The sequence below is a fragment of the Oceanobacillus chungangensis genome, from assembly GCF_003369565.1.
GTDB lineage: Bacteria > Bacillota > Bacilli > Bacillales > Amphibacillaceae > Oceanobacillus > Oceanobacillus chungangensis.
Genome location: NZ_PIOD01000014.1, coordinates 1 through 25,959 on the forward strand (window position 1 = coordinate 1; position 25,959 = coordinate 25,959).

The window sequence follows — 25,959 nt, forward strand, 5'->3', positions numbered from 1 at the left end:
GATTAAGTCCAGTCGATTACCGAACTCAATCAACCCAATCAGCTGCATAATAAAAACTCTAACTTATAGGGGTAAGCACCATCCTCTTAAATAGAATCCAGTCTTTCTTCTTTATTTAGCCTTTAACGTTGTTATTCTTCTTAAAAATAGGAAGGAAAGACAATATACTACTATCCCTACACCAAGTAATTGATAGAAGAATGTTAATTCAATATCTGTGAATAATTCGACAACAAAGTCGATAATCCATCCCTGTGCAAGTCCTAGAAGTAAGACTACAACTAGCCCGCCAACTACAATTCCCCCACCTAATAATCCGTATTTATAAAATAGTAATCCAATGACAAACAAGAGTGAGAATGAGAAAAATAGAATGGACGTATCAATGACAACACGATTCAACCATGTATCTCCTAATAATTGAGCAGGATGAAAGAAATTAATCGAATAAATTTCTGTCACATTAACAAACTTGACGATAATCGATTGTAATGTATTTGCTAGTATTGCTTTAGCAAGCGCTAGGCCAAAGAAAAACAAACCAAAACTAATAAAAATATTCTTTCGAGTCGCTCCTAATTTTAGTGAAGACGGAACATTCTCTTTTACCATCAAGAATCCTGAAATACCCGCAAAAATATAAATACCGACTGATATGCCAAAATAGAATATGGTATCTCCAGTACCAAGTAAAAAATAGGAAATTGTTAATATAGCGACTAAACAACTTAGTAATATCGTCCAAAAGATTGTCAGCGAATAACGTATATCCGTAATAAAAAAGTATAGTAACCCATTTATTTGTTTTACCATTATTTATGCCCCCTTCTTTCTTTCCGTTAAATAAATCATTAACTCTTGAATAGGTACACCTTCTACTTTTAATCCATGCATTTTTGCTTCCTCGACAGTGCAATAAACATAAGCCGTCATCATGCCAGCAAGCTGCTTTTTCTCAATTACTTCTTTACCTGAGATGAATGCTTCAACTTCATCAATCGTTCCTGAAACTGCAATTGTGTTACTACGAAGGATATCTGATTCCTCCTGTAAAACTAAGGTTCCTTCCCGCAGAATCAGAACCTCTTCAAACAATAAGCTCACTTCATCAATTAAATGTGTTGAGAAGATAATCATTCGCGGTTCTTCCTGATATTCTTCAAGCATAATTTCATAGAATCTCTTTCTCGATGGTGCATCGAGACCAATATATGGTTCATCAAAAATTGTAATTGGTGCCTTACTTGCTAAGCCAACTGTAATTCCTAGTGCCGATTCCATCCCCTTCGAAAGCGTCTTGACCTTTGAATTAGGATCAAGATTATATTCTTTAATTAAGCTATCCGCAAGCACTTGATCCCAATTTGGGTAAAAGAAGGAATAAATCTTAAGCACATTCTTTACTTTTAAATCCTTTTTAAAATTCTGCCCTTCTTTAATTAAGCATATCGATTCGGTTAAGCGCTGATTATCGAATGGATCCTCTCCATCAATTAATATCTCTCCACTGCTTGCTGTGATATGCCCGGATAATATATCCATAAAAGTCGTTTTCCCAGCGCCATTCCTGCCAAGCAATCCATATATTTTTGGATCATCCAGTGCAAATGAAATATTATTTAATGCAAGCTTATTTCCATATTTCTTACTTAGACCTTTAACTTCAATTTTCATTAAACTCATCCTCTCTTTTCACCATGTCCATGAGTTCCTCTAGACTAATTTGTAACTTATTGGCCTCACTTTTTAATGGCAGCATATAGTTTTCATAAAACGTTTTCTTCCTGCTTTCAATCAATAATTGCTTTGCATCATCTGTTACAAACATGCCAACACCTCTTCTTTTAAAAAGAATCTCTTCCGCGACAAGCTCATTAATTCCTTTTGCTGCAGTAGCTGGGTTGATCTTATAGTAAGCAGCAAATTCATTCGTCGATGGTACACGTTCTCCTGCTTTAATTGTTCCATTGATAATGGAATCTTCTAGCTGCTCTTTAATTTGCAGGAAAATTGGTTTGCTTTCATCTAATGAATTTTTCATTTTAGTTCATTCCTTATATGGTTAATTACTTATGTAACTAACCATATAACAACATATCTAAATTGTCAATCTTTTATTAAAAATATTTTGGTAACGTTAATTGCAGTTGCTTATGCCAATTGTCTGATTGGCTTATGAATCATTAAAATGGGTTCTTTTACTAGACGCACTAGCAATCCTTACGTGTTTAGAAGAAGTGTTAATGGGAATATAACCATCATAACCGTTAAGGAGGTATTTTTAATGGCTAAACAAATTATTGGAAGTTATAGTACAGAAACCGGAGCTATTGCAGCAGTAAACAATTTCAAAGAGAACGGAATGCTGGCAGAAGACCTTACAATTCTTACAAATCACAGTGTAGATATCGACAGAATTGAAAACAATACAGATGTAGATGTAAAAGTAGGAGGAAATACTGCAGAAGATGAATCTTTCTGGGAAAGCATTAAGAAATTCTTTACAGATGAGACTACGGATGCAAATCCATATGAACAACTAACAAATCTTGGCGTATCGTCCTCTGATGCAGCGGCATATCAGGACGATTTAATTTCTGGGAATATCTTAGTAATTGTTGATGATGATACGAGGACAGGCTTTATCCCGGATACACCCGATAGTGGGCTATCTGCTTCTGGATTCAATGTAGCACCTGAAGATGAATTGGTCGGAAATAATGATCTTTACTCAGAAACTGAAAAAGTGAAACGTCGTGAAGAGGAACTTCAAATCAACAAAAATAAAGTTCAGAGCGGTGAGGTTCATATTGATAAAACGGTAACTGAAGATTTGCAGAATGTCCAAGTTCCTGTTGAAAAAAATGAGGTCCATGTTGAACGCAGAACTGTTACAGATTATGAAGAATCAGCTAAGCCTATTGGGGATGACGAATCAATCCGTGTTCCAATAGTAGAAGAAGAAATTGAAGTGAAGAAGAAGCCTGTCGTCAAAGAAGAAATTGTGATTGATAAATCAAAAAACCTTGACACTGAGCATGTCGCAGATACTGTAAAGAAAGAGCTTGTTGACGTAACAGATGAATACGGAATCGATCTTGAAGATAAAATTGGTAAGGACAAAAAATATCGGACGGGCACAGATAAGTTGGAAAGATAAAGCGAAGCATCATTCAGTCGGTGGTAGTTGAAGATTAGATTTTAACAGACAGTTTGATCCCTTTCCGAAAGCTTTGGTGAGGGATTTACTGCCTGTTACATACGTGATAAATTTAATAAACTGGTTTAATCTAGCCTCGGGATCATGTCTCAGGGCTTTTCCATTTTTCCAGATTCGACTCGTCTAGAGGGGGAAACTAGACGAGCCAAACATGTAAAAATAATTATATTCACAAGAAATAAGTCCCGCACACAATAAAGTGTACAGAACCTTATTCTTCTGTTTTCTTAGGTTCGTTTTTCGGCAGTCGCCCAGCCTTTTTGATCGACTCCCTTAATAAGAACTCCAAGTGACTATTTACGCTTCGAAATTCATCCTTTGCCCATGACTCTAAGATATCATATAGCTTCGGGTCTATACGCAATGGAAAATTCTTTTTCTTAGCCATAAAAACCCTCTTTTATTGATATAGTGTTCCAGTATTTACCACTGGTTGTGTTCCCTTCTCCGATACAATAGAAACAAGTAGATTATTAATCATGGAAACCTTACGTTCGTCGTCTAACTCAACAATTCCATCTTTCTCAATTCGTTCAATCGCATCCTGTACCATACCAACTGCCCCATCAACGATTTGCTTTCTTGCAGAAATTATCGCACTTGCTTGTTGGCGTTGTAACATTGCTTGAGCAATTTCAGTCGAATAAGCTAAATGGGTTAATCTCGCTTCAATTACTTCAACACCCGCAACCTTCAATCGTTCCTGCAATTCCACCGTTAATTCATTCGAAACTTCTTCAGCATTTCCACGTAATGTAAGCTGCTCTTCTCCAAAAGAATCGTAAGGATACTTCGTTGCAACCGTTCTGATTGCCGTTTCACTTTGAATTTCAACGAATTTCTCGTATTGATCCACATCAAATACCGCTTTAGCCGAGTCAATTACTTTAAAAACAATGACAGCAGCGATTTCAATTGGATTTCCATTGACATCATTTACCTTCATCTTATTGCTATTAAAATTTCGAACGCGAAGCGATATCGTTCTTCTTAATGAAAATGGGACAGTCACAACAATCCCTTCATGTCGGATTGTTCCCATATATTTCCCTAGAAATATTACGACTACCGACTGATTAGGCTGTACAATTGTAATACCACTTCCTAATGTGATTACCACAACTAATAAGATTCCGCCGATAATAAATTGCTGCCCAATAAAACTGAATACAGTAGCTGCTAAAAGGATTGCAATGATTAAAATACCTAACATTCCATTCAATGACCAAGCTTTTCTCTCCTGAATCATAAAACATCCCCCTCACTTATTATGAACTCTATTTGATACTATAATGATATCACTTTGGAATCATATTGTAAATTTTGAAGGAGGATTACTTTGCTATGTTTTCAATCGGACTTTTTTCAGGTATAATCATATAATTTTCTCCGTTTGTAATAATTCTCAAGCTACCAAATACTCCAGTCGAATAAATCTGCGCATCGATCCGATCTAAATTGTTAATAACCCTTTTAACTGGATGTCCATAGTCATTGCCGATTCGATATGTAAGTATGGCAATCTGTGGATTTACTTCATTCAGAAAACGGAATGCACTACTCGTATCTGATCCGTGATGGGCAATTTTAATTATTTCAGCTTCAAGGTTATGATTTTCTAATAAGTTCTTCTCCTGCTCCATTTCTACATCACCCATTAGTAAAAAATCCATTTTCTTAAAGCTGATTTTCAGGACAAGTGACGATTGATTATTGTTTTTGTTTTTTCCATTTGAATTTAAAACCTTTATCCGTAACTCTGGGTCCAACTGAATTCGATCATTTGTCTTTGCGACTTTTGTTGGTATCCCTTGTTTACGAATCTCCAATGCGTAATTTGCGTAAGTATTAGTGAAGTGCAATTTACCAGAATCTAGTATTTGTTTAACTTTCACTGCTTTCATGACTTCTTTAAGCCCACCAATATGATCGACATCTGGATGGGTAGCGATAAGCAGATCAATGTTATTGATTCCTAGTTTATTTAAATAGGCAACAACCTTTTTCCCTGCTTTAGGTGGACCGCCATCAATCAGAATCGTTTTTTCTGTTGGGGTCTGGATTAGAATGCTGTCGCCTTGGCCAACATCGATAAAGTGAACTTGCATTTCTGACAAGCTGTCACTACATAACTGATGTGACGGATAGAAAATAATAAAACTAATAGGTAATAGTAGCATGAGTGTAATCTTATTTTTCATCGGAGCCATCCTTTAATTAAAATGACGTTCGATATTAGCTTTTCACGAGGAGATTTAATTTATCCTAACGAAGTTAAAAAGAAGGCAAGAAGAATATTCAATGTGCGAGGCGACTCCATGTATATTAAAAAAAGTGGCTGTCACCAAGCCCTTCGATGACATCTTAAGTTGCACTTATTCGTTAAGCCAGTTCTTATTCTTTCTTAACTAAGAAAAACCCCGCTGAATATTATCAGCGGGGTTTTCTATCAAATACTATACCATTTTCACAACTATTTCGTCGTCGACTACTTCAACATTAACTTTTTCAACTTTGTCATGTTCCAAAATTAAATCAGTTAATTGATCTTCAATTTTATCTTGAATTACACGTCGCAATGGTCTTGCACCGAAGCGTTCATCATAACCGCTTCTTACTAATGCTTGTTTTGCTTCGTCTGTAATCATAATGGTCGTATCATTCTCTTCAAGTCTATCTTGTAATTCAACTAGCATAAGGTCAACAATCTTCAACAAGTTTTCTTCAGATAATTGATTGAAGTTAACGATTGTATCAAAACGATTTAGGAATTCAGGTTTAAAGTATGCACTTAATCTTTCTAATGTCGATACAGATTCGTGTTTTCCTTGATTAAATCCAACGCTAATTTGTTTATCACCTGTACCTGCATTACTTGTCATAATAATAACCGTTTCCTTAAAGCTAACTTTACGTCCTTGTGAATCTGTTAAATGTCCATCCTCCATAATTTGTAAGAAGGTATTCAACACGTCTGGGTGTGCCTTTTCAACCTCATCCAATAAAATAATGGAATATGGATTACGTCGAACACGTTCAGTTAATTGACCTGCTTCTTCATGTCCTACATAGCCTGGAGGTGAACCAATAAGTTTAGACACCGAATGTTGTTCCATATATTCACTCATATCAAGACGAATGATTGAATCACGGGAACCGAATAATTCATCAGCAAGTACTTTCGTTAATTCCGTCTTACCAACACCAGTTGGACCTACAAATAAGAAGGTACCGATTGGACGATTTTTAGATTTCAAGCCTGCACGACTGCGTCGGACTGCTTTTGCTACTTTATTTACAGCCTCATCTTGTCCAATAACCTTTTCACTTAATGCTTGCGCAAGGTTTTTCATTTTTTCTTGTTCATCTGCTTGCATTTTCGTTACAGGGATACCTGTTTTTTCTTCTACAATCAATTGAATGTCACTGACATCAACTTCAATTACTTTTTCATCATCTGATGCTTTTTCTAATTGTTTTTGTAGCTGAATTTCTTGATATCTCAAGTTCGCTGCACGTTCATAATCTTCTTTCTCAGCTGCTTGATGTTTTTCCTTTGTAATCTCATCAAGTCGCTGCTTAATTGAAGAAGAATCTACAGACGAATTTTTTAAATTTAATCTTGAACCAACCTCATCCATTAAATCAATGGCTTTATCTGGTAAGAATCGATCTTGGATATAGCGGCTAGACAAATTAACGAATGCTTGGATCACTTCATCTGAATAGTGAACCTCATGGTATTTTTCATATCGGTCTTTAATTCCATTCAAGATTTTCACTGTGTCTTCTTGAGTAGGCTCATTTACCGTTATTGGTTGTAAACGTCTTTCGAGTGCAGCATCTTTTTCAATTTGACGATATTCTTTTAATGTTGTTGCACCAATTAATTGTAAATCACCACGTGCTAACGCTGGTTTTAATATATTTCCCGCATCCATTTGTGAACCTTCTGCTGTTCCAGCTCCAACAATCAAGTGGATTTCATCAATAAATAGGATGACATCATCACGTGATTTAAGTTCATCAATTAATTTTTTCATGCGTTCTTCGAATTGTCCGCGAATACCAGTATTTGCAACTAGTGATGCAACATCTAGTAGATATACTTCTTTATTCAGTAGTTTCGTTGGCACATTACCTTCGACAATCTTCAATGCAAGTCCTTCAGCTATCGCTGTTTTACCAACACCAGGTTCACCAATTAGAACTGGGTTATTCTTGTTTCTTCTATTTAAAGTTTCGATTACACGTTTAATTTCATTGTCACGTCCAATTACAGGATCAATTTTACCAGCTCTTGCTCCATTGGTAAGGTTACTTCCTAATTGATCAAGTAAACTATTTCTATTGGCAGTTTGTTTTTGCTTTGTTTTTGCTCCCACTTTAGCATCTCCATTTCCATTACCTTGAGCAAAGAAATCCGAAGCATCATTAGCAAAACCGAATGGGAAACTAGTTGAATTCATCATTTGACCTTGGAGTTCACGGAAACAATCATTACAAAGGTGTATTTCCATTTTTTGATTATTCATCATCATTGCTGCGTTAATGTTGGCTTCATTGACACCACATTTTTGACATAGCATATTCCATTCCTCCTAGAAAAAATATATTTAAAGTTAAGTTTTTAATATTTGACTTTGACTATCTTTGACCTTATAAATCCATTATACTCTGACCTTTTTTGACTTTCAAGTATTTTGTTTATTTTTTTGATTTCCTTATATTAATGAATAGTAATCTTTGAGCAAGTGAATCAAGAACTATAAAGTCAGATGTCAATTATTGAATTTGACTATCTTTGACCTTATGAACATATTATAACTTGACCTTCTTTGACTTTCAAGTGTTTTGATTCACTTTTTTGATTTTTGAGAAGTGTTTATGAGGGTCGTAATTAGTGTTTTATAAACATAGTCGAACTAGTGTAGTGTGACAAGGGCTCTCGGACAATAACTCCAGAAATACACTTCGCTTTCCGCGGGGAGCTGGTGAGCCTTCTCGTGCTAACGCACTTCGTAGTCTCACCTAGGCTCTTCTTCCCGCAGGACAAGGAAAGCTTCGGCAGCGTTACATCGCACGAAGAAAATAGACCTTTATTTTCGAGGAGTCTTCTTGTATTTCTTCCGCTGGGGATAGGACTGAATCAATAAATCAGAACTACTTACCCAATAATTATTGTCGTTTATTTAGCGAAGAAATAAAGACTTTGCGTAGCAACAACTATCCAGATCTCAAATTATTTTTATTAGTTAACAGTTTATATTAACTTCTAATAACTATCCTTTCAATAAAAAATAGAGGCAGACTCAGTTATCTATACGAGTCTGCCTCTATTTTTTATTTAATTATTATAAATCCCTTTTGGCAGAAGATCCTTGAATAGTAGATCATCTAGGCTTTTAAAGGTGTACCCTTGCTTCTTCAGTTCTTGAATAATTTGCTCAAGCGCTGCAGCATTATCAGAAGAAATGGCGTGTAAAAGGATAATCGCACCTGGGTGGATCTGTGCCATAACCTGATCATATGCATATTGAGCGCCCTTTTGTCCCTTTACATTCCAGTCATTAAATGCTAGTGACCAAAAAACATGAATTAGCCCTAGCTCATTTGCCCATTGCAACGTTTGTTCACTAAAGGTCCCTCTTGGCGGCCTGAGAAATTTTATTTCTTTTTGCTTGGAGACGTTGGAAACAGCTTCTTCTAATGTTTCTAGTTCCTTTTTCATTGCATCTTTGGATAAAATCGTGAGATCTGGATGGTGATACGAATGGTTTCCTATTATATGTCCTTCATTGACCATTCGCTTAACTAGATCCGGCTCACTCTTTACATAATGTCCTGTTACAAAAAACGTTGCAGGTACAGATTCCTTTTTCAATACATCTAAAATGTCTGAAGTAAATCCATTCTCATACCCATTATCAAAGGTTAGATAAACATCCTTTTCTCCAGAATGATCCACAAAATATGCTCCATATTTTGCTAGCATTTCTTGATACTTACCGACTTCAGGTATTTTATGTTCGTTATTTTTCATATATCCCCAGCCAAATCCACCTGCCGCTACTTGAACAGGACTAAGGAAAATAAGACTGAAGATAAGAAGATAAATAAACGGTGTACTATTTTTTCTACCCATAACAACCCACCTATATTTTCTTCTTACCTTGTCCTATCTTAATCGAAATTATGCTATAAAATTAATGCTGCAACCCAGCCAAAGATAAACAACGGAATATTATAATGAATAAAGGTTGGGACACATGTATCCCAAATATGGTTATGCTTCCCGTCAGCGTTTAATCCTGCTGTTGGTCCAAGTGTACTATCTGACGCAGGTGAACCCGCATCTCCGAGTGCTCCAGCAGTACCGATAAGGGCAGCAATTGCTAATGGCGAAAAACCTGCCGCCGCACAGATAGGCACATAAAGCGCTGCAATAATTGGCACCGTTCCAAATGATGAGCCAATTCCAAGCGTTACAAGCAACCCAACTAATAATAGAATAAAAGCTATAAGGGCTTGATTGTCACCTAGAATGCCGGACGATACGTCAACAAGTGCTGTTACAGCGCCAGTTTCTTGCAAAATCATACCATAACCTGATGCGACTAGCATAACAAATGCAATGGTCCCCATCATTCCGATTCCCTCTGTCATCACTTGATCCCCTTTACGGAATGGAATGACGAGCAATATGAATAGCAATAGTAAACCAGTTAATGCACCAGCAATTAGATTATCAGTGATGATTTGAACAATAAAGGAACCAAGAATGGCGAAGAGCGTGAATAAATGCTTCTTATTAAAAGTAACTTCTATATCTTCCTCTTTAATATTGGTCGGTACTGCTCCACCAGCGCCAGGTATTGCATCGCGCTCCTTACGATAAGTGATAAAAATAGCAACTAGTAGACCGAAGATCATCCCAAGGCCGGGAATAAACATTGCCTTCGTGATCTCTCCTATCGTTATTGCTACCCCACTACTTTCCATTCCTTCCTTAATAATTCCATAAAATATAAGTCCAAAACCTGCTGGAATCATAATGTATGGCGTCTTCAAGCCAAAAGTTAGTGCAACTGCCACTGCGCGACGATCAATACGCATTCTATCAAATAATTTTAATAATGGCGGAATTAAAATTGGAATAAATGCAATGTGGATTGGCACAAGGTTTTGCGATAAGCAAGCAACACCTGCGATAACGAGTAGCAGCATCGTTTTCTTCCCTGTTAAGACGCGAATCAAATATTTAACTAACATCGTCATGATACCTGTATAACTAATTGCAACTGCGAATGCGCCTAATAAAATGTAGCTCAGCGCTGTATTAGCTGAACCTCCCATTCCACTAACGAGCATTTCAATTGATTCTGTGATTGATAAACCTGACATTAAACCTGCAACTATTGCTGCAGCAATAATTGCTATTATAACGTTTACGCGAAGTAAACTAAGTATAATCATTACTAAAACGGAAACTACAACAACCCATTCCATTCCATGCTTCCCCTTTCATGCTGTTTAGTAAACTAAGGCTTCCCTAAGCCTTAGTTGCAATTTTGTAGTAAGAGGTACTTTATACTTTCTTAACTACCAAAAATGATAACTTTAATACTTTACTATAATAAAGCAATGAAGTATTTTTTTCAAGTTCTTTTTTTAAAATAAGATTTGGGCCTGGAAAGGTGAGGATATTAGAAGATGATATAGTTAGGGATTCGCCAGGAGGTAATATATTCCAGCATGTCCTATAGTATCTCACTAGGAGAATATTTCTTTCAGACAAAAAAATAATCATCGCCACATGAACAGAAAATTATCCCCCATTAAACAAAATAAACTCTGTAATCAAATTACAGAGTTCTGTATTTTACTTTATTAGGTATGAAAATGATACGTAATCTTGAATTGGAATCCATGCACCAATTCCTTGCTTTGTTACATTCTTAATGACAAGACGTTTTTTCGTACCTTTTAATTCAATATAAACTTCACCAAAAGTAACCTGCCCTTTTTCATTTACCGCTGGTGCGAATGAATGTAGATAACCATATTTATTCACTGGGACGACGTATTTATTGTTCTTCTTTGTATTGCTGCCAATCGTACTAGTATATGCAAGTGGCAATTTTGTTTTTTCCGATGACTTTAAGAGCATCATTTTCTTAACTTCCTCTGGATTAGAAACCTTATTCGTTAGCGCACCCTTTATTTCTTTTTGAGTTTGTTGAACATAGTTCATTTCCTGATTCACATTTCCACCAAGATTATTTAACTCATTTGTATTTATTGGTTGATATTCCCAATTTATGGTCGTCTCCTTGGAGGCGTAATTTAATGGCCAACGTCCAAGATAGATCATACCCCGATAACCAATTCCTACTGGTGAAGGCTTTATGGAAGTTTCATTAAGTAGTTTAATCAAATCGGGATTTTCGATGGAAACTTTAATCCCATCTAATAATTCCTGCGCCTCCTCACTAGGCTCCATTATTTCTTGATCTTCTGACGAATTAGGAAAAGTATTTTCCTTGGATATATTTAATACATGACTTGGTATTTTGAACGAATCTACTTTCGTTTTCTCTTTTTCTTCCGCAAAAATTGTTAATGGCAATGTCATTATAATAAGGAGTGTCATGAGTATGGCGAGAACATGGTTTAATTTTTTCATAATTCGATCCCTCTCTTTTATAGTAGCTAGGAAAATCTATGCTTTACTATTATAGTTTTTGATTAATCCGGGAAATTATACGTCCTCTGAACGGATCATTTACTCAAATCAATTCCATTGATATTTATGATAAAAAGACTTAAATTTATAAGTGAACTTATATACATAAGAGTGAGGGACAACATGGTATCAACAAAAAATAGATTTAGAATTTTAATTTTACTCGTAATGATTTCTGGTTTTTCACAAGGGATGCTGATGCCACTAATCGCCATCATCTTGGAGCAGAACGGTATTACATCATCGATTAATGGACTACATGCTACAGGGCTCTATATCGGAATTTTAATTGCATCTCCTTTTATGGAAAAGCCGCTACGAAGATTTGGGTATAAGCCTGTCATACTAGTTGGTGGTGCCCTAGTCTTTATTTCAATAGCATTATTTCCTTTTTGGCAAGCATTGTGGTTTTGGTTTGTTTTACGAATGATTATTGGAATTGGTGATCAGTTGCTGCACTTCGGTACGCAAACATGGATAACGACAACAGCGACGAAGGAGAACAGAGGGAGACAGGTTGCCTTTTATGGTATGTTCTTTAGCCTCGGGTTTGCACTCGGTCCATTAATGACACGACTTCTTTCTATTAATGAAACCCTCCCATTCCTAGCTTCAGCAGTACTTAGTATGCTTGTCTGGTCTTCGATGCTATTCGTCCGCAATGAATTTCCAAAAGACGAAGAAATAACGAACGTCAATACATCAAACACTTTTGGCAGATTTATAAAAGCTGGAAAAATTGCTTGGGTCGCCCTCCTGCCAGCATTTGGTTATGGATTTTTAGAGGCTTCATTGCATAGTATCTTTCCTATTTATGGGATACGAATCGGGCATGATACCGCAACCCTATCTTTAATTATTCCTTGCTTTGCGGCTGCAAGTTTAATTACTCAAATACCACTAGGTGCTTTAAGTGATAGGATTGGTCGAAGAAGAACGTTAATTATCGTACTTTCAGGTGGATTCATTTGTTTTTCTGCAACTGGACTTCTGGAATCATCCGTTACAGCTTTATTCATTTTCTTTATATTAGCAGGAATGCTCGTCGGTTCAATTTATTCCCTAGGTATATCCTATATGACGGATTTATTGCCACACGCATTATTACCAGCGGGAAATATTATGATTGGCATGTCCTTTAGTATCGGCAGCATCAGTGGACCAGTCCTTGGAGGGATTTTCGTTGATCTCTTCCCTAGTACTTCATATTTCTATTTAATTGCTACTATCATTTTATTGATAGCAGCTGCTATTTTTATTAAAGGAAAAAAGGATTAAACTAGTGCTACTCTCCATAATCAGAAAAAGGTACTCAAATGAATGAGTACCTTTTCTTATACAAACTTACTATAGTGTTTTTCTAATTGCTCTTGCAAACAACCAATGGCGATACATAACGGCCAGTATATGAGTGCAACTAATATATACATTGTCATTGCATCAAACTCTCTTCCAGCTACAATTTGCGTCTTCTGGAAAAGCTCTGGTACGGTTATTACCGCAGCAAGCGAGGTCGCTTTCACGACATCCATGAAAATATTGGTCATCGGTGGTAGCGCAATTCTTACCGCTTGGGGCAGGATAATTCTTCTTAATGATTGCCAGTATCCAAAATTTAACACTTTAGCCGCTTCCCACTGTCCCTTATCCACACTATTTAATGCCGAACGATCAACCTCCGCAACAAAGGCTGAACTAATTAAGCCAAATCCTAATATGGCAGCAGTAGTTGCTTCGAGCTGAATCCCAACGACAGGTAACCCAAAGTAAAGAATAAAGAGAAATACGAGCATCGGTGTTCCTCGCATGAAGGAAATATATATTCTGGCTGGCCATCTAAGCAGAAAGGACTTCGAACTTCTTGCTAATGCAAGGAACAATCCCAGCACTAACGCCATTGCCATTCCTGCTATCGAAACAAGTAATGTCATTGGTAGACCTTCTAAAACAAAAGGTAAACTCTCGATTGCCAATTCAATATCAAATAAGCCACCAAAATCAAAACCATTGAAGTCCATCACTATTTTCCTCCTACAGCTCTAGACCTTCAATAACTTCAACTTCCTCTTCTGACTCTTTAGAAGCATCCTCTTCGTAGAACTGAATAGCTAATTCTGTTAGTGTGCCATCTTCATGCATTTCCCCTAATACTTTATTGATCTCATCTGTTAGCTTATCAGCACCTTTTGGTAGCACGACAGCTTGTTCTGTTGGATGGAACTTTAATGTAGGATGTAAATGCAAGTCAAAGTCCGGGAATGCTGCAACACCGAATTTTGTTAGAAAATAATCATTAATTACTACATCTGTTCTTGCATTACTTACATCACTTAAATAAGCTTCATTCGGTGCGTTACCATATGTAACAACCTCTGCACCATATTTCTCTGCGATTTGGCTATAAACTGTTGTTGCTCCACCGCCAGCTTTTTTTCCTTCTAAATCTTCTAATGATTCGATTCCTGAATTATCGGATTCACGAACAGCCATTACAGTATAAGAATATTTATACGGCTCGCTGAAATTAAATTCTTCTTTTCTTTTATCAGTTATGTCAATATTATTAGCAGCTGCATCAATTCTACCACTTTGAATAGCTGGCAGCATACTGTCGATTCCCATAATTTCAAATGAAATATCTAAATCAAGACGCTTTGCTATTTCTTTCATTACTTCTACATCATAACCAGTTAACTCGTCTGCATCGTCATAATAGGATGCAGCAATTAATGTACCAGAGGTTCCAACTACAAGTTCCCCTGCTTCTTGTATCTTCTCCCATCGCTCATCTGTTTCAGCTTCAGTATTCTCTTTTGCAACGTTTCCAGTCGATGAATTGCTTGTCTCTTTCTCACTTTCACTTGCATTTCCACAAGCACTAAGAATTGCAATAAGTACAAGTGAAATTAATAATAAACTAACTTTCTTCAACTTGACCCCTCCTATTGTTCTAATAAAATATATATTAGAACTATAACAGTTTTATATTACCTTTACAAGATACCAAAATCTGTTATTTCAGATAAGTATTATTAGATAATACAACTTTGAAGATGCATATCTTTCATTAGCAATATGCTTCGTTTTAGTCTAATTGAGAATAATAATCATTATTATATTTTGAACTAATAATGATTATCATTCCTATCCTATTGATAAACATTGACTTAAAAAATGTAAAGTATATAATAATATTAAATATCAAATTATAATTATTATAATTAACAATGAATATCATTATCAATAATTAGGAGGTAATTGAACATGGGAGTAGATTATCATTTGTTGAAATCCGGCAAAAAGCAGAATAGGTTCTTCCCATTACAAGGTTTTACATTCTTATCAAAATTTAAAGAGCATAAGGAATTAATTGCGGCTTTATTCAGCGGATTCCTTATCCTTGTTACTTGGTCATTAAGTAACTATTTATCAACAGCACCCTGGATTTTACTGCATCTATTAGCATTCGCAATTGGTGGTTATGCAAAAGCAAAAGAAGGAATTACAGAAACGATTAAATCAAAAAAACTGAACGTTGAAATGCTCATGATCTTTGCTGCTATTGGATCTGTGGCAATTGGATACTGGACAGAGGGAGCGATCCTCATCTTCATCTTCGCCCTTTCTGGTGCATTAGAAACCTATACGATGAATCGAAGCAATAAGGAGATTTCAGCTTTGATGGAGCTTCAACCAGAAGTAGCTTTTCTATTAAAAGATGGTCAAGAAATTAGGACACCAGTTTCCGATTTAAAAATCGACGATCGAATTATTATTCGCGCTGGAGAACGAATTCCTGCTGATGGAATCATTATGAAAGGTTCGACCGCCATTGATGAAAGTGCAATTACCGGAGAATCAATGCCGATTAATAAGTATAACAGTCATGAAGTTTATGCTGGTACAGTTGCACTAGATGGCACGATTACAGTAAAAATTACTACGAAACCAAGTGAAACCTTATTCCAGAAAATAATTCAACTCGTACAGACCGCACAGGATGAGAAATCCCCTTCACAGCTATTTATTGAAAATTTTGAGAGCAAGTATGTAAATATTGTTCTAATTACGGTTGCAGTTATGATGTTTCTCCCCTATCTTGCATTTGGCTGGACGATGTCTGAAAGTATTTACCGGGCAATGGTGTTACTTGTCGTTGCTTCACCGTGTGCATTAGTCGCTTCAATCACACCGGCAACATTATCAGCAATTTCTAATAGCGCTAAGAAAGGCATTTTATTTAAAGGCGGCGTTCATGTTGAAAAACTAAGTCATATTAAAGCAATAGCCCTTGATAAAACAGGAACCCTGACTAATGGTAAGCCAGAGGTAACCGCAGTATACTTTGATGAGAATCAAAATACAGAAGAAATTCTGAATATTATTCAGGAAATTGAAATGGAATCCACTCACCCATTAGCACAAGCAATTGCAAACTATCGCGCTGATAAATTAAGCGAGCGAAAGAAAAAGAACATTGACGTAATCAATATGAAAAATATAAGTGGGAATGGCGTTACTGCAATAGTGGATAACAAACGCTGGATGATTGGAAAGGCCGATTTCGTCGGCAAAGAAAGTGCAATGATTTTTCACAATGGGATTGCCAATTCATTAGCAGCAGAAGGAAATACAATCGTATTTGCTAAAGTTGAAGAGACAATTGTAGCCGTATTTGCATTGAAGGATAACATTCGCCAAACAACAAAGGATGCGATTAGCAAATTTAAGAAACATGGTATCCATACGGTAATGCTTACTGGCGATAATGAATTAACAGCAAAGGCTATCGCAGAGGAAGCTGAACTTGACCAGTATATTGCCAATTGCCTGCCACAAGAAAAAGTAGAGCATGTTAAAAGCTTAAAAAATAAATATGGAAATATTGCAATGGTCGGGGATGGTATTAATGATGCACCTGCATTAGCAAGTGCAAATGTAGGAATTGCAATGGGAGAAGGAACAGATGTCGCATTAGAAACAGCAGACGTTGTACTGATAAAAAATAATCTGGCAAAAATCACCGATGCAATTACATTATCAAGCCGGATGAATCGAATCATCAAACAAAATGTTATCTTCTCATTGAGCGTTATTTTCTTCCTAATTCTCACAAACTATTTTCAAGTATTGGACTTACCTTTAGGCGTAATTGGTCATGAAGGAAGTACAATATTAGTTATCTTAAATGGGTTAAGGTTGTTGAAGTAAGTGCTTTTTTCATATTTGTTTATTGCATTAATAAGTCATAGCTTGTAATGAATAGCAGATATACGATCTAAACTAAGCGCAAAGTCAATTTCTGCTTCGGACATTCGCATAACCTTAGGGCAACGGCAATGTGAGTGAAAATACCATCTCTTATCCGTTATAGTTAGATCTGTTAATTAATGGTAATATTAGCATTATCCTAGCGGAGGAAATACACGGAGACTCCTGCGGGAGGCTCACCAGCCGCCCGCGGAAAGCGTAGTGTATTTCCGCAGCGACTGGCCCGTGAGCAGTCATCTCCACAGTTTATACAGTAAGTGAAGACTAGCATTATCTTAATCGATAATCTCTCACCATTACATTAATAATCCCACCAATAATAATGATGATACCTAACAAGTAGAACCAAATCATTAGGACAATAACAGTTCCTAAGCTGCCATAATTCACCGAGTAATCAGCAATTATATTTATATAATAAGAGAACCCATAGGAAATCGCTTGCCATAATATTGTGCTAATGACTGCTCCCCAAACAGCATCTTTTATGTACATTGGCATATTTGGCGCTAGCTTATATAGTGCAAGTAGAACAATAAAGAAAATAATAGTTGAGATTCCCCAGCGAATGGTATCCCAAATAGCAAGAAAGCTTGACGTTAAGTTAAAAAAGGCGAAGATATGCTCGCCAAGCACTCTTCCAAATACAGGAAGCAACAGGGAGACAATAATCACTATTATCATAGCGATCGTTAAGACTATCGCGATTAACCTCGTTACGATAAAAGAGCGATTTTCATCAATATGATAGGCTTTATTAAATGCCTTTACAATCGCATGCACTGCATTTGATGCAGCCCACAGCGTACCGATAATTCCAATCGATAATAATCCTCCATTTTGCTGATAAAGTATCCGAGAAATATTTGTATTTATGAAGTTTACGATATCATCTGGAGCGTAATAGCCAATAAGATCGATAATCATCTGTTCATTAATTGGCAAATAGGCAATAAGATTAAGCAGAAACAAAAGAAAGGGAAAAAGGGACAACAAGAAAAAATATGCTAATTGTGCAGCTATCCCAAATACATCTACTTCTTCCATCCGCTGGAATAGCTGCTTCCAAATCACAATGATATTTTTCACTTAAACCGCTCCCAGAAGTTTTTTCTATAATTAAAGCCGGCATATAGAAATGCCGACTTTAAATTTGTACCAAATAAGAAAGTATAAAAATTACTAATACAATTCTCATGACAAGATTGTTCTGCTTTATCTCCCAGCAAGTCTTCTCTCACCTGTTGTCACGAAAAAGATGACTTGACGAGTGGTTACTCATGAGGCTTAGCTGCACTTATACCCTAGTGGTGAAAGTCCATCGAAGACGATTGTCGAACCATCCCACACCTTTAATAAGGCATGGAAGCTTTCCTTATCTTTAGGGAAAAGTTCAAGTTCATCTAACCAGACACTTATATCTTTATTATTAATTTACGACTTTAACTTCTTTTTTATTCACGAATTTATCTAAAGTACCTTCAACTTGCTCAAGAGCGTTAATTGTACTTTCAGCTCCGTTAGTAATGCTATGGTTCAATTGATCAACTGTATTTCTTACATTTTGAACTGCTTCTGCTGGATTTTGCAATACATAAGTTGCTCCTGATTTTGCATCATTGAGTTTTGTCTTTGCGTAAATCCTTGTTTCTTTATCTGCTAAAGTTGCCAATCCTCCTACTACCGCACCAATAATTACACCTAACATTAATTTTTGTCTACCCATTTTAATATCTCTCCTTTATGTAAGTGAATGTTTTTCTTTTATATAGTTAAGCAACTGAGTACATCCCTCAGAAACTAACTGATACGTATAATCGAAATTTCCAGTATAGTATGGATCTGGAACATTTTCTTCCTTAGGTTGATTGACAAAGTCCATAAGCCTTGCAATTACAACCTGATCATCTTGTGACTCCCTAATCAGATGAAGGTCTGCTATATTTTGCTCATCCATCGCAATAATATAATTAAAATCATCCCAGTCCTTTTCATTTACTTGACGAGCAGTGATTCCTTCATAGGAAATTCCTTCCCGATCTAACAACTGACTTGTACCCTTATGTGGTCCTTTGCCGATATGCCAATCACCAGTTCCACCAGAATCTACAGCAATCCTTTCCGCTAGATTGCCCTTTATTATCAAATCACGAAAAATTGCCTCTGCCATTGGTGATCTGCAAATATTACCAAGACAAACAAATAGTACACGTATCATTATCATAACACCTTTCTATCTATAACTACATTATACGCAATAAACGACCGTCTAAGCAAAAATTGAAACCAATCATTTGGTTAAAAAAATGCTAATTTGTCGTTTTCTCTATGCACCATTATTATGGCTTATTTTACCTCTAAATGTAAACCCTAAGAAAAAATCCTCTTGACATTCAATGAATTTTCATAAATATTAGATATATAAAAATATTCAACTAAGGAGGTAGGCAGGATGGAAGAAATAATTAAAGCTATTAGTGATTTTGTTTGGGGACCACCAACACTTATTCTAATCGTTGGTACAGGGTTATACTTCACTTTCCGTTTGGGTTTTCTACAATTTCGGACATTGCCATATGCTTTAAAACTCGCATTTAGCCCAAAAAGACAAGACAAGGAATCTAAGGGAGATATTAGTCACTATGAGGCCTTATCAACCGCTATGGCCGCAACAATTGGAACCGGTAACATTATTGGTGTTGCTACAGCAGTCGTACTTGGGGGACCCGGGGCTGTATTCTGGATGTGGGCTACTGCGCTTGTGGGAATGATCACAAAGTATTCCGAAGCCCTATTAGCTGTAAAATACCGTGTCACAAATACTAAGGGACAAATGTCTGGCGGACCAATGTACTATTTAGAAAGAGGATTGAAACAAAAATGGCTTGCAGTACTTTTCGCTATTTTTGGTTCATGTGCTGCTTTTGGAATTGGAAATATGGTACAAGCAAACGCTGTATCCAGTGCACTAAAAGTGTCCTTTAACATTCCTACTTGGGCTACTGGAATATTCTTAACCGTATTAACTGGTATCGTAATTATTGGCGGGATCAAAAGCATTGGTAAAGTAACTGCTTTTTTCGTACCTTTTATGGCCTTATTTTACGTTATTGGCGGCCTTATTATTATCGGAATGAATTTAGATATTGTCCCATCTATCATTAACATTATCTTTACTGATGCATTTACTGCACAGGCGGCTGGAGGCGGTATACTCGGTTCGGTCATTAGATGGGGGGTTGCCCGAGGAGTATTCTCTAATGAGGCTGGACTTGGTTCTGCTCCAATAGCAGCCGCAGCAGCAAAGACAGATTATCCTGCGCGACAAGCACTTGTTTCCATGACGCAAGTTTTTATCGATACAATCATTGTCTGTTCAATTACCGGTATTACAATTGTAATGGCTGGATTATATACTGGTTCAGGAGTTACAGCAGATACGTTAACCAACGCATCATTTTCTCTATTCTTAGGTGAAACAGGGGGATACATCGTTACTTTTGCTATTATCCTATTTGCCTACTCAACACTTGTTGGCTGGTCATACTATGGGGAAAAATGCTTTAGTTATCTTTTTACAGATAAAGCAATTCCATATTATCGATTTGTTTTTGTACTAGCCGTATTTTATGGCTCTATCGAAACTTTGGATATTGTTTGGGGACTTGCTGATATTATGAACGCATTGATGGCAATCCCGAATCTTATCGGACTTTTGGGACTGTCCGGTGTTGTCGTTTATGAAACGAAGAAATTTATGGAGATAGCGAAAAAGGAAAAAGAAGAGGCAAAAGCTGCCAAAGCCAAGTCAGCATAATTAATAAAGGGAAGGCCTATAAATGAAATGGCCCTCCCTTTGTTTATGCAATTGGCTCGATACACTGGGGATCATTATGTTTAGCAGCATTTACATAATTTCCAACATCATATGCAGTAAGCGCGTCCATCCCAATTGATTGCAAGAACTGCTTCGCCGTCTCTGGCTGAAGCTTTTGTGGACGGATCCATTCATCTTCCAAAGCCTTAGGTAAAATAATTGGCATCCGGTGATGGATATCCTGCATAAATTCATTGGAGTCCTTCGTTAAGATAGTACAAGTAAATAATGTTTTATCATCTTGGAGCCATTTATCCCAAAGTCCTGCAAAGGCAAATAATTTACGATCCTTTAGCTCAATGCGCTTCGGTTGTTTCTCACGCTCTGTTTTCTTCCACTCATAAAAACTATCTGCAACTATTAAACAACGTTTTTGCGCCATTAAAGATTTAAAACTCGGTTTCTCATGTGCAGTTTCACTTCTTGCATTGATCATTTTGTAGCCAATTTTTTCATCTTTTGCCCAGGATGGTACGAGTCCCCAACGTAAATACCCTGCCCGCTTTTCCCTGCCATTATGAATAATTGCTAAAACTTGCTGCCCTGGTGCAATATTATAACTTGTTTGATACGATTCGATTGGGTATTCTAAATCAAATTCCTGTAAAATTTCGAGTTCATCTGCAAGCAATGTATAGCGTCCACACATTTTCCCCACTCCCTTAACTTAAAATATACTCAAATCCCATTGATTCGCAATATGCCGCAATAAGCGAATGCCAGCAATGCTATTCCCCTGTTTATCAAGGGCTGGACCATATACCCCGATTCCACAACCATCAAGAAATGGCAACTGATGGTCCCTTGCACGTGGTGGTGCAACAGCGACAATCCCACCTGATACCCCACTTTTTGCTGGTATGCCAACATATGCGGCAAATTTCCCGGAAGCATCATACATCCCGCATGTCAGCATCAGAACTTTCGCAAGTCTTGCTACTTGCCTCGGAATAATTTCTTCTTGAGTACTTGGATCTTCTCCATCATTTGCAAGAATCATACCCAATCTTGCCAAATCATCAATCGTTATTTCAATTGAACATTGTTTAAAATAGGTTTCCAACGTGAGATCAAGCTCTGATTCTAAATAGCCCATTTCCAATAAATAATAGCCAATCGCCCTGTTACGCACTGAGGATTCATTCTCTGATTGATACACATCAATATTTAATGGTGGACGATAACCCAGTATCTTCTCAAGCAATTGATAAAATCCTTCGAGTTTTCGTTCAGCAGTATCGCCAATCAACATAGAGGTTATGGTAATTGCACCTGCGTTGACAAGGGGGTTAAATGGCTTCTTCACCTGTCTTGTCTCCAGATGCATAATTGAATTGAATGCTCCACCTGTAGGTTCGACATCAACCTTAGACAGTACGTAAGAAACTCCCCGTTGTATACAGGCAACAATGAATGTAAATACTTTAGAAATACTTTGGATGGTAAATGGAATTTCGACATTCCCGGATCTTATTTCCATTCCGTTAATCCCTAATATGGAAATTCCTAGATGCTGCTGATTCGCTTCTTGCAAAATCGGAATATAGGAAGCAACCTCTCCCTCATTCGTATTTTTCTGATAAAAATTCACCCAGTCATCAACATAATTTTGCAGCCATTTTTGTGTCGTCTGCGTATTCCAATTTACAATTCCCTGTACCATGAGATCCTCCTTTTTGGCTTAGTATGTGTATTGATAAATGTAATTATCATGGAGAAATACCTATTAATTCATTTTACCTTTCTAATGGTTGAATTACAAAAAGGGAGGGTTGTAAAAGTTATTTAAACAACCGCTCGCTGGCCGGAAGTCATTCATAATTACTTTTTTCTTATCATTTGTTGCTATTTAGATAAACTTTGGACTAACTAGGAACAAAGTGGTTTTCGCTCCGGACAGTCACTTTCCGCGAGTCGAGTCTCTAGCAAAGAACGCTATGGGCTCAACATCTTCGCTATTCATGCAGGAGTCACCTGCCTCCCACTACTATCAATAGCTATAAGAGAGGTAATACCTTCACATCTTGTAGAGTAAGATAATAAATATTGCAACCAACCAATCCCCAGCGGAAGAAATACACGGAGACTCCTCGAAAATAAAGTTCAATTTTCTTCGTGCGATGTAACGCTGCCGAAGCTTTACTTGTCCTGCGGGAAGAAGAGCCTAAGTGAGACTATGAAGTGCGACAGCGCAAGTAGGCTCACCAGCTCCCCTAAGGTGCGCGTAGTGTATTTCTGGAGCGACAGCCAAAGAAACAACTATCATTCACAGTCAGTCCATAATTTATATCAAGTATTCATCATTAACAATTTCTCGATTAAGTACTACCTTTTAGAAAACAGTCGATACAAAAAATGAATATAAAAAAAAGAGACTAGCCGACGCTAGTCTCTTAGTCTATTAATTATTTTCCAATAAATTGTTGTGTCCAGTAGTTGCCATTTTCCACGTATCCTACACCGATGTGTGTGTATTCGCCGTTTAAGATGTTAGCACGGTGACCTGGACTATTCATCCAACCTTGTACTACTTCTGCTGGAGTACGTTGACCCATTGCAATGTTTTCACCTGCAGTACGGTAAGTGATACCGAAGCTCTTCATCATATCGAATGGTGAACCATATGTTGGGCTATTATGATCGAAATAACCGTTTGTAGCCATATCTTTTGATTTTTCACGTGCAACTTTGCTTAATTCTGTATCAACTTGAAGTGCAGATAAACCTTGTTTTGCTCTTTCTTGGTTTGTTAATTCTACTACCTCTTGTTCAAATTGGCTTAATGCAGCGTTTTGGTTATTGTTTTGAGTTTTTTGCTCTGCTGGTTGTTCTTGAACTGGTTGTTGTGCTGGAGCTTTTGGTTGCTCTGCCTTAGCTGGTTGTTCTGCTTTTTGTTTTGGTTGTTCTGCCTTAGCAGGTTGTTCTGCTTTTTGTTTTGGCTGTTCTGCTTTAGCTGGTTGTTCTGCTTTTTGTTTTGGTTGTTCTGCTTTAGCTGGTTGTTCTGCTTTTTGTTTTGGTTGTTCTGCCTTAGCTGGTTGTTCTGCTTTTTGCTCTGCTTGCTTCTCTACATTACCTTGTTGCAACTGAATATTATAACGATTAATTACTTTATTTACTAAATCGTTAATTTTATCCTGTGATAATAATTCTTTTATGTTTGCATCTGTGATACTACCTTTTTCCCCGTTCACAGAATAATAGATTTTATATTGAACATTCGATTGATCAGCATTTGCTTGAGCATCTGCAGTTGATGTAAAAGCACCTCCAAAAAATAAAGCTGTTGATAATGCTGTAACGACACCTATCTTTTTAAGCATCTTCGTACACTCTCCTTTTGTTTTGTTTGCTTCTGTCTTGCAAAATTATCATAGCACGGTTTTTCTGTAATATTTGTGGCAGGTTTTCCCATGCTAGATAACTAGATTTGAGACTTTATTATCATTTTCCTAAACCCTTGTAAATACTAGATTTTGCATCTAATAGAATGAAAATAATATGGGAAATTCTTGGTTTTTTGGTATAAACTTCATTAAAGTTACAGTTGACACCTTTTAAAATCAGCTCTTTTATTACAAAACAGAGAAAAGTGTAACGGAAATGTCACTTGATTTGTACCTGCTTGGTGCGATAATTTAATAGTATCCTTTTTATATAAAGATACAATGAGGGAAATTGTAGTTGTTGCGAATTTTGCTTCAAACGAACATGGACCCCCAGAAAATATAGTCTAAAGTAGTAATTATATAGAAGAAACTGTCATTATTGGAGGAACCAAATATGTTTTCAAATGCAGAAATTGGAATAGATTTAGGTACTGCGAATATTCTCGTCTATTCTAAGACTAAAGGAATTGTTCTAAACGAGCCATCTGTTGTGGCTATTGATATTAATACAAAACAAGTTGTTGCAGTAGGTGTGGAAGCAAAAGAAATGATCGGAAAAACACCACAAAACATTATTCCAATTCGCCCATTAAGAGATGGCGTTATCGCGGATTATGATGTTACGTCACAAATGTTAAAGGCATTATTAAAGAAGGTAAGCAAGAAGATTGGTATCTCGATGCGGAAGCCCACAGTCGTTGTTTGTACTCCTTCCGGAAGTACAACAGTAGAACGACGTGCAATTCATAATGCTGTCACAAGCTATGGTGCAAAGCATGTCCATATAATTGAAGAACCCGTTGCCGCTGCGATTGGTTCTGATCTGCCAGTTGATGAACCAATTGCAAATGTTGTTATTGATATTGGCGGTGGGACAACTGAGGTAGGAATTATTTCATTTGGTGGCGTTGTCTCATGTAATTCTGTCCGTATCGGAGGAGATAAGATTGACGAAGAGATTATTCAAAATATCCGTAAACAATACAATATTCTTATCGGTGAACGAACTGCGGAAAATATAAAAATAGAGATCGGTTATGCTCATCCAAATCATAAGGAAGCAACGATGGAAGTTCGTGGCCGTGATATGGTTACAGGGCTACCTAAGACAATTACCGTATCATCAACGGAAGTATATGCGGCGATTAAAGAATCGCTTGAGCAAATTTTAGAAACGGTCCGCGCTACATTGGAAGATTGCCCACCTGAACTAAGTGGCGATATTGTTGATCACGGAATTGTGTTATCTGGTGGCGGATGTTTACTAAATGGGATGCAAGAATGGCTTGCAAATGAAATCAGTGTCCCTGTACACATGGCACCAAATCCACTAGAATCGGTAGCAATCGGTACTGGACGTGCATTAAAGATGTTGAACAAACTACAAAAAGCAGCAAAATAAATGAATGCTATCTTAGCCCCTATGCATCGTTGATGTATAGGGGCTTTATATGTGTTC

The 25,959-nt window shown here is 36.9% G+C and carries 23 protein-coding genes; 5 read left to right on the forward strand and 18 right to left on the reverse strand.

The window, feature by feature from the left end:
* Positions 1-111: 111 nt before the first annotated feature.
* The 3 genes from CWR45_RS12450 to CWR45_RS12460 are packed head-to-tail and all read right to left on the reverse strand — an operon-like array spanning position 112 to position 2,041.
* The gene (locus CWR45_RS12450) at positions 112-813 is read right to left on the reverse strand and encodes a hypothetical protein (RefSeq protein WP_115750201.1); all 702 of its coding nucleotides are present in this window, start codon (positions 811-813) and stop codon (positions 112-114) included.
* A gap of 3 nt (positions 814-816) precedes the next feature.
* A complete protein-coding gene (locus CWR45_RS12455) occupies positions 817-1,674 on the reverse strand; it encodes an ABC transporter ATP-binding protein (protein ID WP_115750202.1) in 858 nt (285 codons plus the stop codon).
* A complete protein-coding gene (locus CWR45_RS12460; RefSeq protein ID WP_115750203.1) occupies positions 1,664-2,041 on the reverse strand; it encodes a GntR family transcriptional regulator in 378 nt (125 codons plus the stop codon). The genes CWR45_RS12455 and CWR45_RS12460 overlap by 11 nt, the downstream gene beginning before the upstream one ends.
* Positions 2,042-2,284: 243 nt before the next feature.
* On the opposite strand from CWR45_RS12460, the gene CWR45_RS12465 reads away from it, so the two are divergent.
* Positions 2,285-3,160 carry a YsnF/AvaK domain-containing protein gene (locus CWR45_RS12465; protein ID WP_170138854.1) on the forward strand — a complete coding sequence of 292 codons (876 nt, stop codon included), beginning with the start codon at positions 2,285-2,287 and terminating at the stop codon, positions 3,158-3,160.
* Between the two features lie 271 nt (positions 3,161-3,431).
* Here CWR45_RS12465 and CWR45_RS12470 read toward each other — a convergent pair whose 3' ends face one another.
* From CWR45_RS12470 to CWR45_RS12500, 7 genes are all read right to left on the reverse strand, one after another.
* Positions 3,432-3,608 carry a type II toxin-antitoxin system antitoxin gene (locus CWR45_RS12470; protein WP_115750205.1) on the reverse strand — a complete coding sequence of 59 codons (177 nt, stop codon included), beginning with the start codon at positions 3,606-3,608 and terminating at the stop codon, positions 3,432-3,434.
* A 12-nt stretch (positions 3,609-3,620) separates the two neighbouring features.
* Entirely contained in the window at positions 3,621-4,469 is an 849-nt protein-coding gene (locus CWR45_RS12475) for an SPFH domain-containing protein (protein WP_115750206.1), read from the reverse strand.
* 85 nt (positions 4,470-4,554) lie between these two features.
* Entirely contained in the window at positions 4,555-5,421 is an 867-nt protein-coding gene (locus CWR45_RS12480) for a ComEC/Rec2 family competence protein (RefSeq protein ID WP_115750207.1), read from the reverse strand.
* Positions 5,422-5,676: 255 nt separating this feature from the next.
* Positions 5,677-7,809 (reverse strand): ATP-dependent Clp protease ATP-binding subunit, encoded by a 2,133-nt coding sequence (locus tag CWR45_RS12485; protein WP_115750208.1) that lies wholly within the window; start codon positions 7,807-7,809, stop codon positions 5,677-5,679.
* Between the two features lie 758 nt (positions 7,810-8,567).
* On the reverse strand, positions 8,568-9,365 hold the full coding sequence (pdaA, locus tag CWR45_RS12490) for a delta-lactam-biosynthetic de-N-acetylase (protein WP_115750209.1): 798 nt from the start codon (positions 9,363-9,365) through the stop codon (positions 8,568-8,570).
* A gap of 53 nt (positions 9,366-9,418) precedes the next feature.
* Entirely contained in the window at positions 9,419-10,729 is a 1,311-nt protein-coding gene (locus tag CWR45_RS12495) for a Na+/H+ antiporter family protein (RefSeq protein WP_115750210.1), read from the reverse strand.
* Positions 10,730-11,102: 373 nt separating this feature from the next.
* On the reverse strand, positions 11,103-11,906 hold the full coding sequence (locus CWR45_RS12500; protein WP_115750211.1) for a YfkD famly protein: 804 nt from the start codon (positions 11,904-11,906) through the stop codon (positions 11,103-11,105).
* Between the two features lie 183 nt (positions 11,907-12,089).
* On the opposite strand from CWR45_RS12500, the gene CWR45_RS12505 reads away from it, so the two are divergent.
* Positions 12,090-13,244 (forward strand): MFS transporter, encoded by a 1,155-nt coding sequence (locus CWR45_RS12505; protein ID WP_115750212.1) that lies wholly within the window; start codon positions 12,090-12,092, stop codon positions 13,242-13,244.
* A 56-nt stretch (positions 13,245-13,300) separates the two neighbouring features.
* On the opposite strand, the gene CWR45_RS12510 is transcribed toward CWR45_RS12505, so the two are convergent.
* Both CWR45_RS12510 and CWR45_RS12515 read right to left on the reverse strand, forming a co-directional pair.
* On the reverse strand, positions 13,301-13,984 hold the full coding sequence (locus CWR45_RS12510; RefSeq protein ID WP_115750213.1) for an amino acid ABC transporter permease: 684 nt from the start codon (positions 13,982-13,984) through the stop codon (positions 13,301-13,303).
* A 13-nt stretch (positions 13,985-13,997) separates the two neighbouring features.
* The gene (locus tag CWR45_RS12515) at positions 13,998-14,897 is read right to left on the reverse strand and encodes a transporter substrate-binding domain-containing protein (RefSeq protein WP_115750214.1); all 900 of its coding nucleotides are present in this window, start codon (positions 14,895-14,897) and stop codon (positions 13,998-14,000) included.
* Positions 14,898-15,230: 333 nt separating this feature from the next.
* Here CWR45_RS12515 and CWR45_RS12520 point away from each other — a divergent pair, with 333 nt between their 5' ends.
* Positions 15,231-17,177, forward strand: a complete 1,947-nt coding sequence (locus CWR45_RS12520; RefSeq protein WP_115750215.1) for a heavy metal translocating P-type ATPase — start codon at positions 15,231-15,233, stop codon at positions 17,175-17,177.
* 330 nt (positions 17,178-17,507) lie between these two features.
* Here the strand turns inward: CWR45_RS12520 and CWR45_RS12525 are convergent, their stop codons facing one another.
* The 3 genes from CWR45_RS12525 to CWR45_RS12535 all read right to left on the reverse strand — a co-directional run bounded on the left by CWR45_RS12525 (position 17,508) and on the right by CWR45_RS12535 (position 19,455).
* On the reverse strand, positions 17,508-18,326 hold the full coding sequence (locus CWR45_RS12525; protein WP_115750216.1) for a YihY/virulence factor BrkB family protein: 819 nt from the start codon (positions 18,324-18,326) through the stop codon (positions 17,508-17,510).
* Between the two features lie 340 nt (positions 18,327-18,666).
* Positions 18,667-18,963, reverse strand: a complete 297-nt coding sequence (locus tag CWR45_RS12530) for a YtxH domain-containing protein (RefSeq protein ID WP_115750217.1) — start codon at positions 18,961-18,963, stop codon at positions 18,667-18,669.
* A gap of 15 nt (positions 18,964-18,978) precedes the next feature.
* A complete protein-coding gene (locus tag CWR45_RS12535) occupies positions 18,979-19,455 on the reverse strand; it encodes a low molecular weight protein-tyrosine-phosphatase (RefSeq protein ID WP_115750218.1) in 477 nt (158 codons plus the stop codon).
* A 234-nt stretch (positions 19,456-19,689) separates the two neighbouring features.
* Between CWR45_RS12535 and CWR45_RS12540 the strand changes: the two genes are divergently transcribed.
* Positions 19,690-21,054 (forward strand): alanine/glycine:cation symporter family protein, encoded by a 1,365-nt coding sequence (locus CWR45_RS12540; RefSeq protein ID WP_115750219.1) that lies wholly within the window; start codon positions 19,690-19,692, stop codon positions 21,052-21,054.
* Between the two features lie 43 nt (positions 21,055-21,097).
* Here CWR45_RS12540 and CWR45_RS12545 read toward each other — a convergent pair whose 3' ends face one another.
* From CWR45_RS12545 to CWR45_RS12555, 3 genes are all read right to left on the reverse strand, one after another.
* Positions 21,098-21,763, reverse strand: coding sequence for an SOS response-associated peptidase (locus CWR45_RS12545; RefSeq protein WP_115750220.1), 666 nt, complete (start codon positions 21,761-21,763; stop codon positions 21,098-21,100).
* Between the two features lie 18 nt (positions 21,764-21,781).
* A complete protein-coding gene (locus CWR45_RS12550; protein ID WP_115750221.1) occupies positions 21,782-22,777 on the reverse strand; it encodes a glutaminase in 996 nt (331 codons plus the stop codon).
* Positions 22,778-23,519: 742 nt separating this feature from the next.
* Positions 23,520-24,434: a CAP domain-containing protein gene (locus CWR45_RS12555; protein WP_115750222.1), complete on the reverse strand. Its 915-nt coding sequence runs from the start codon at positions 24,432-24,434 to the stop codon at positions 23,520-23,522.
* A gap of 460 nt (positions 24,435-24,894) precedes the next feature.
* Here CWR45_RS12555 and mreBH point away from each other — a divergent pair, with 460 nt between their 5' ends.
* Positions 24,895-25,902, forward strand: a complete 1,008-nt coding sequence (gene mreBH / locus CWR45_RS12560; protein WP_115750223.1) for a rod-share determining protein MreBH — start codon at positions 24,895-24,897, stop codon at positions 25,900-25,902.
* Positions 25,903-25,959 lie beyond the last annotated feature (57 nt).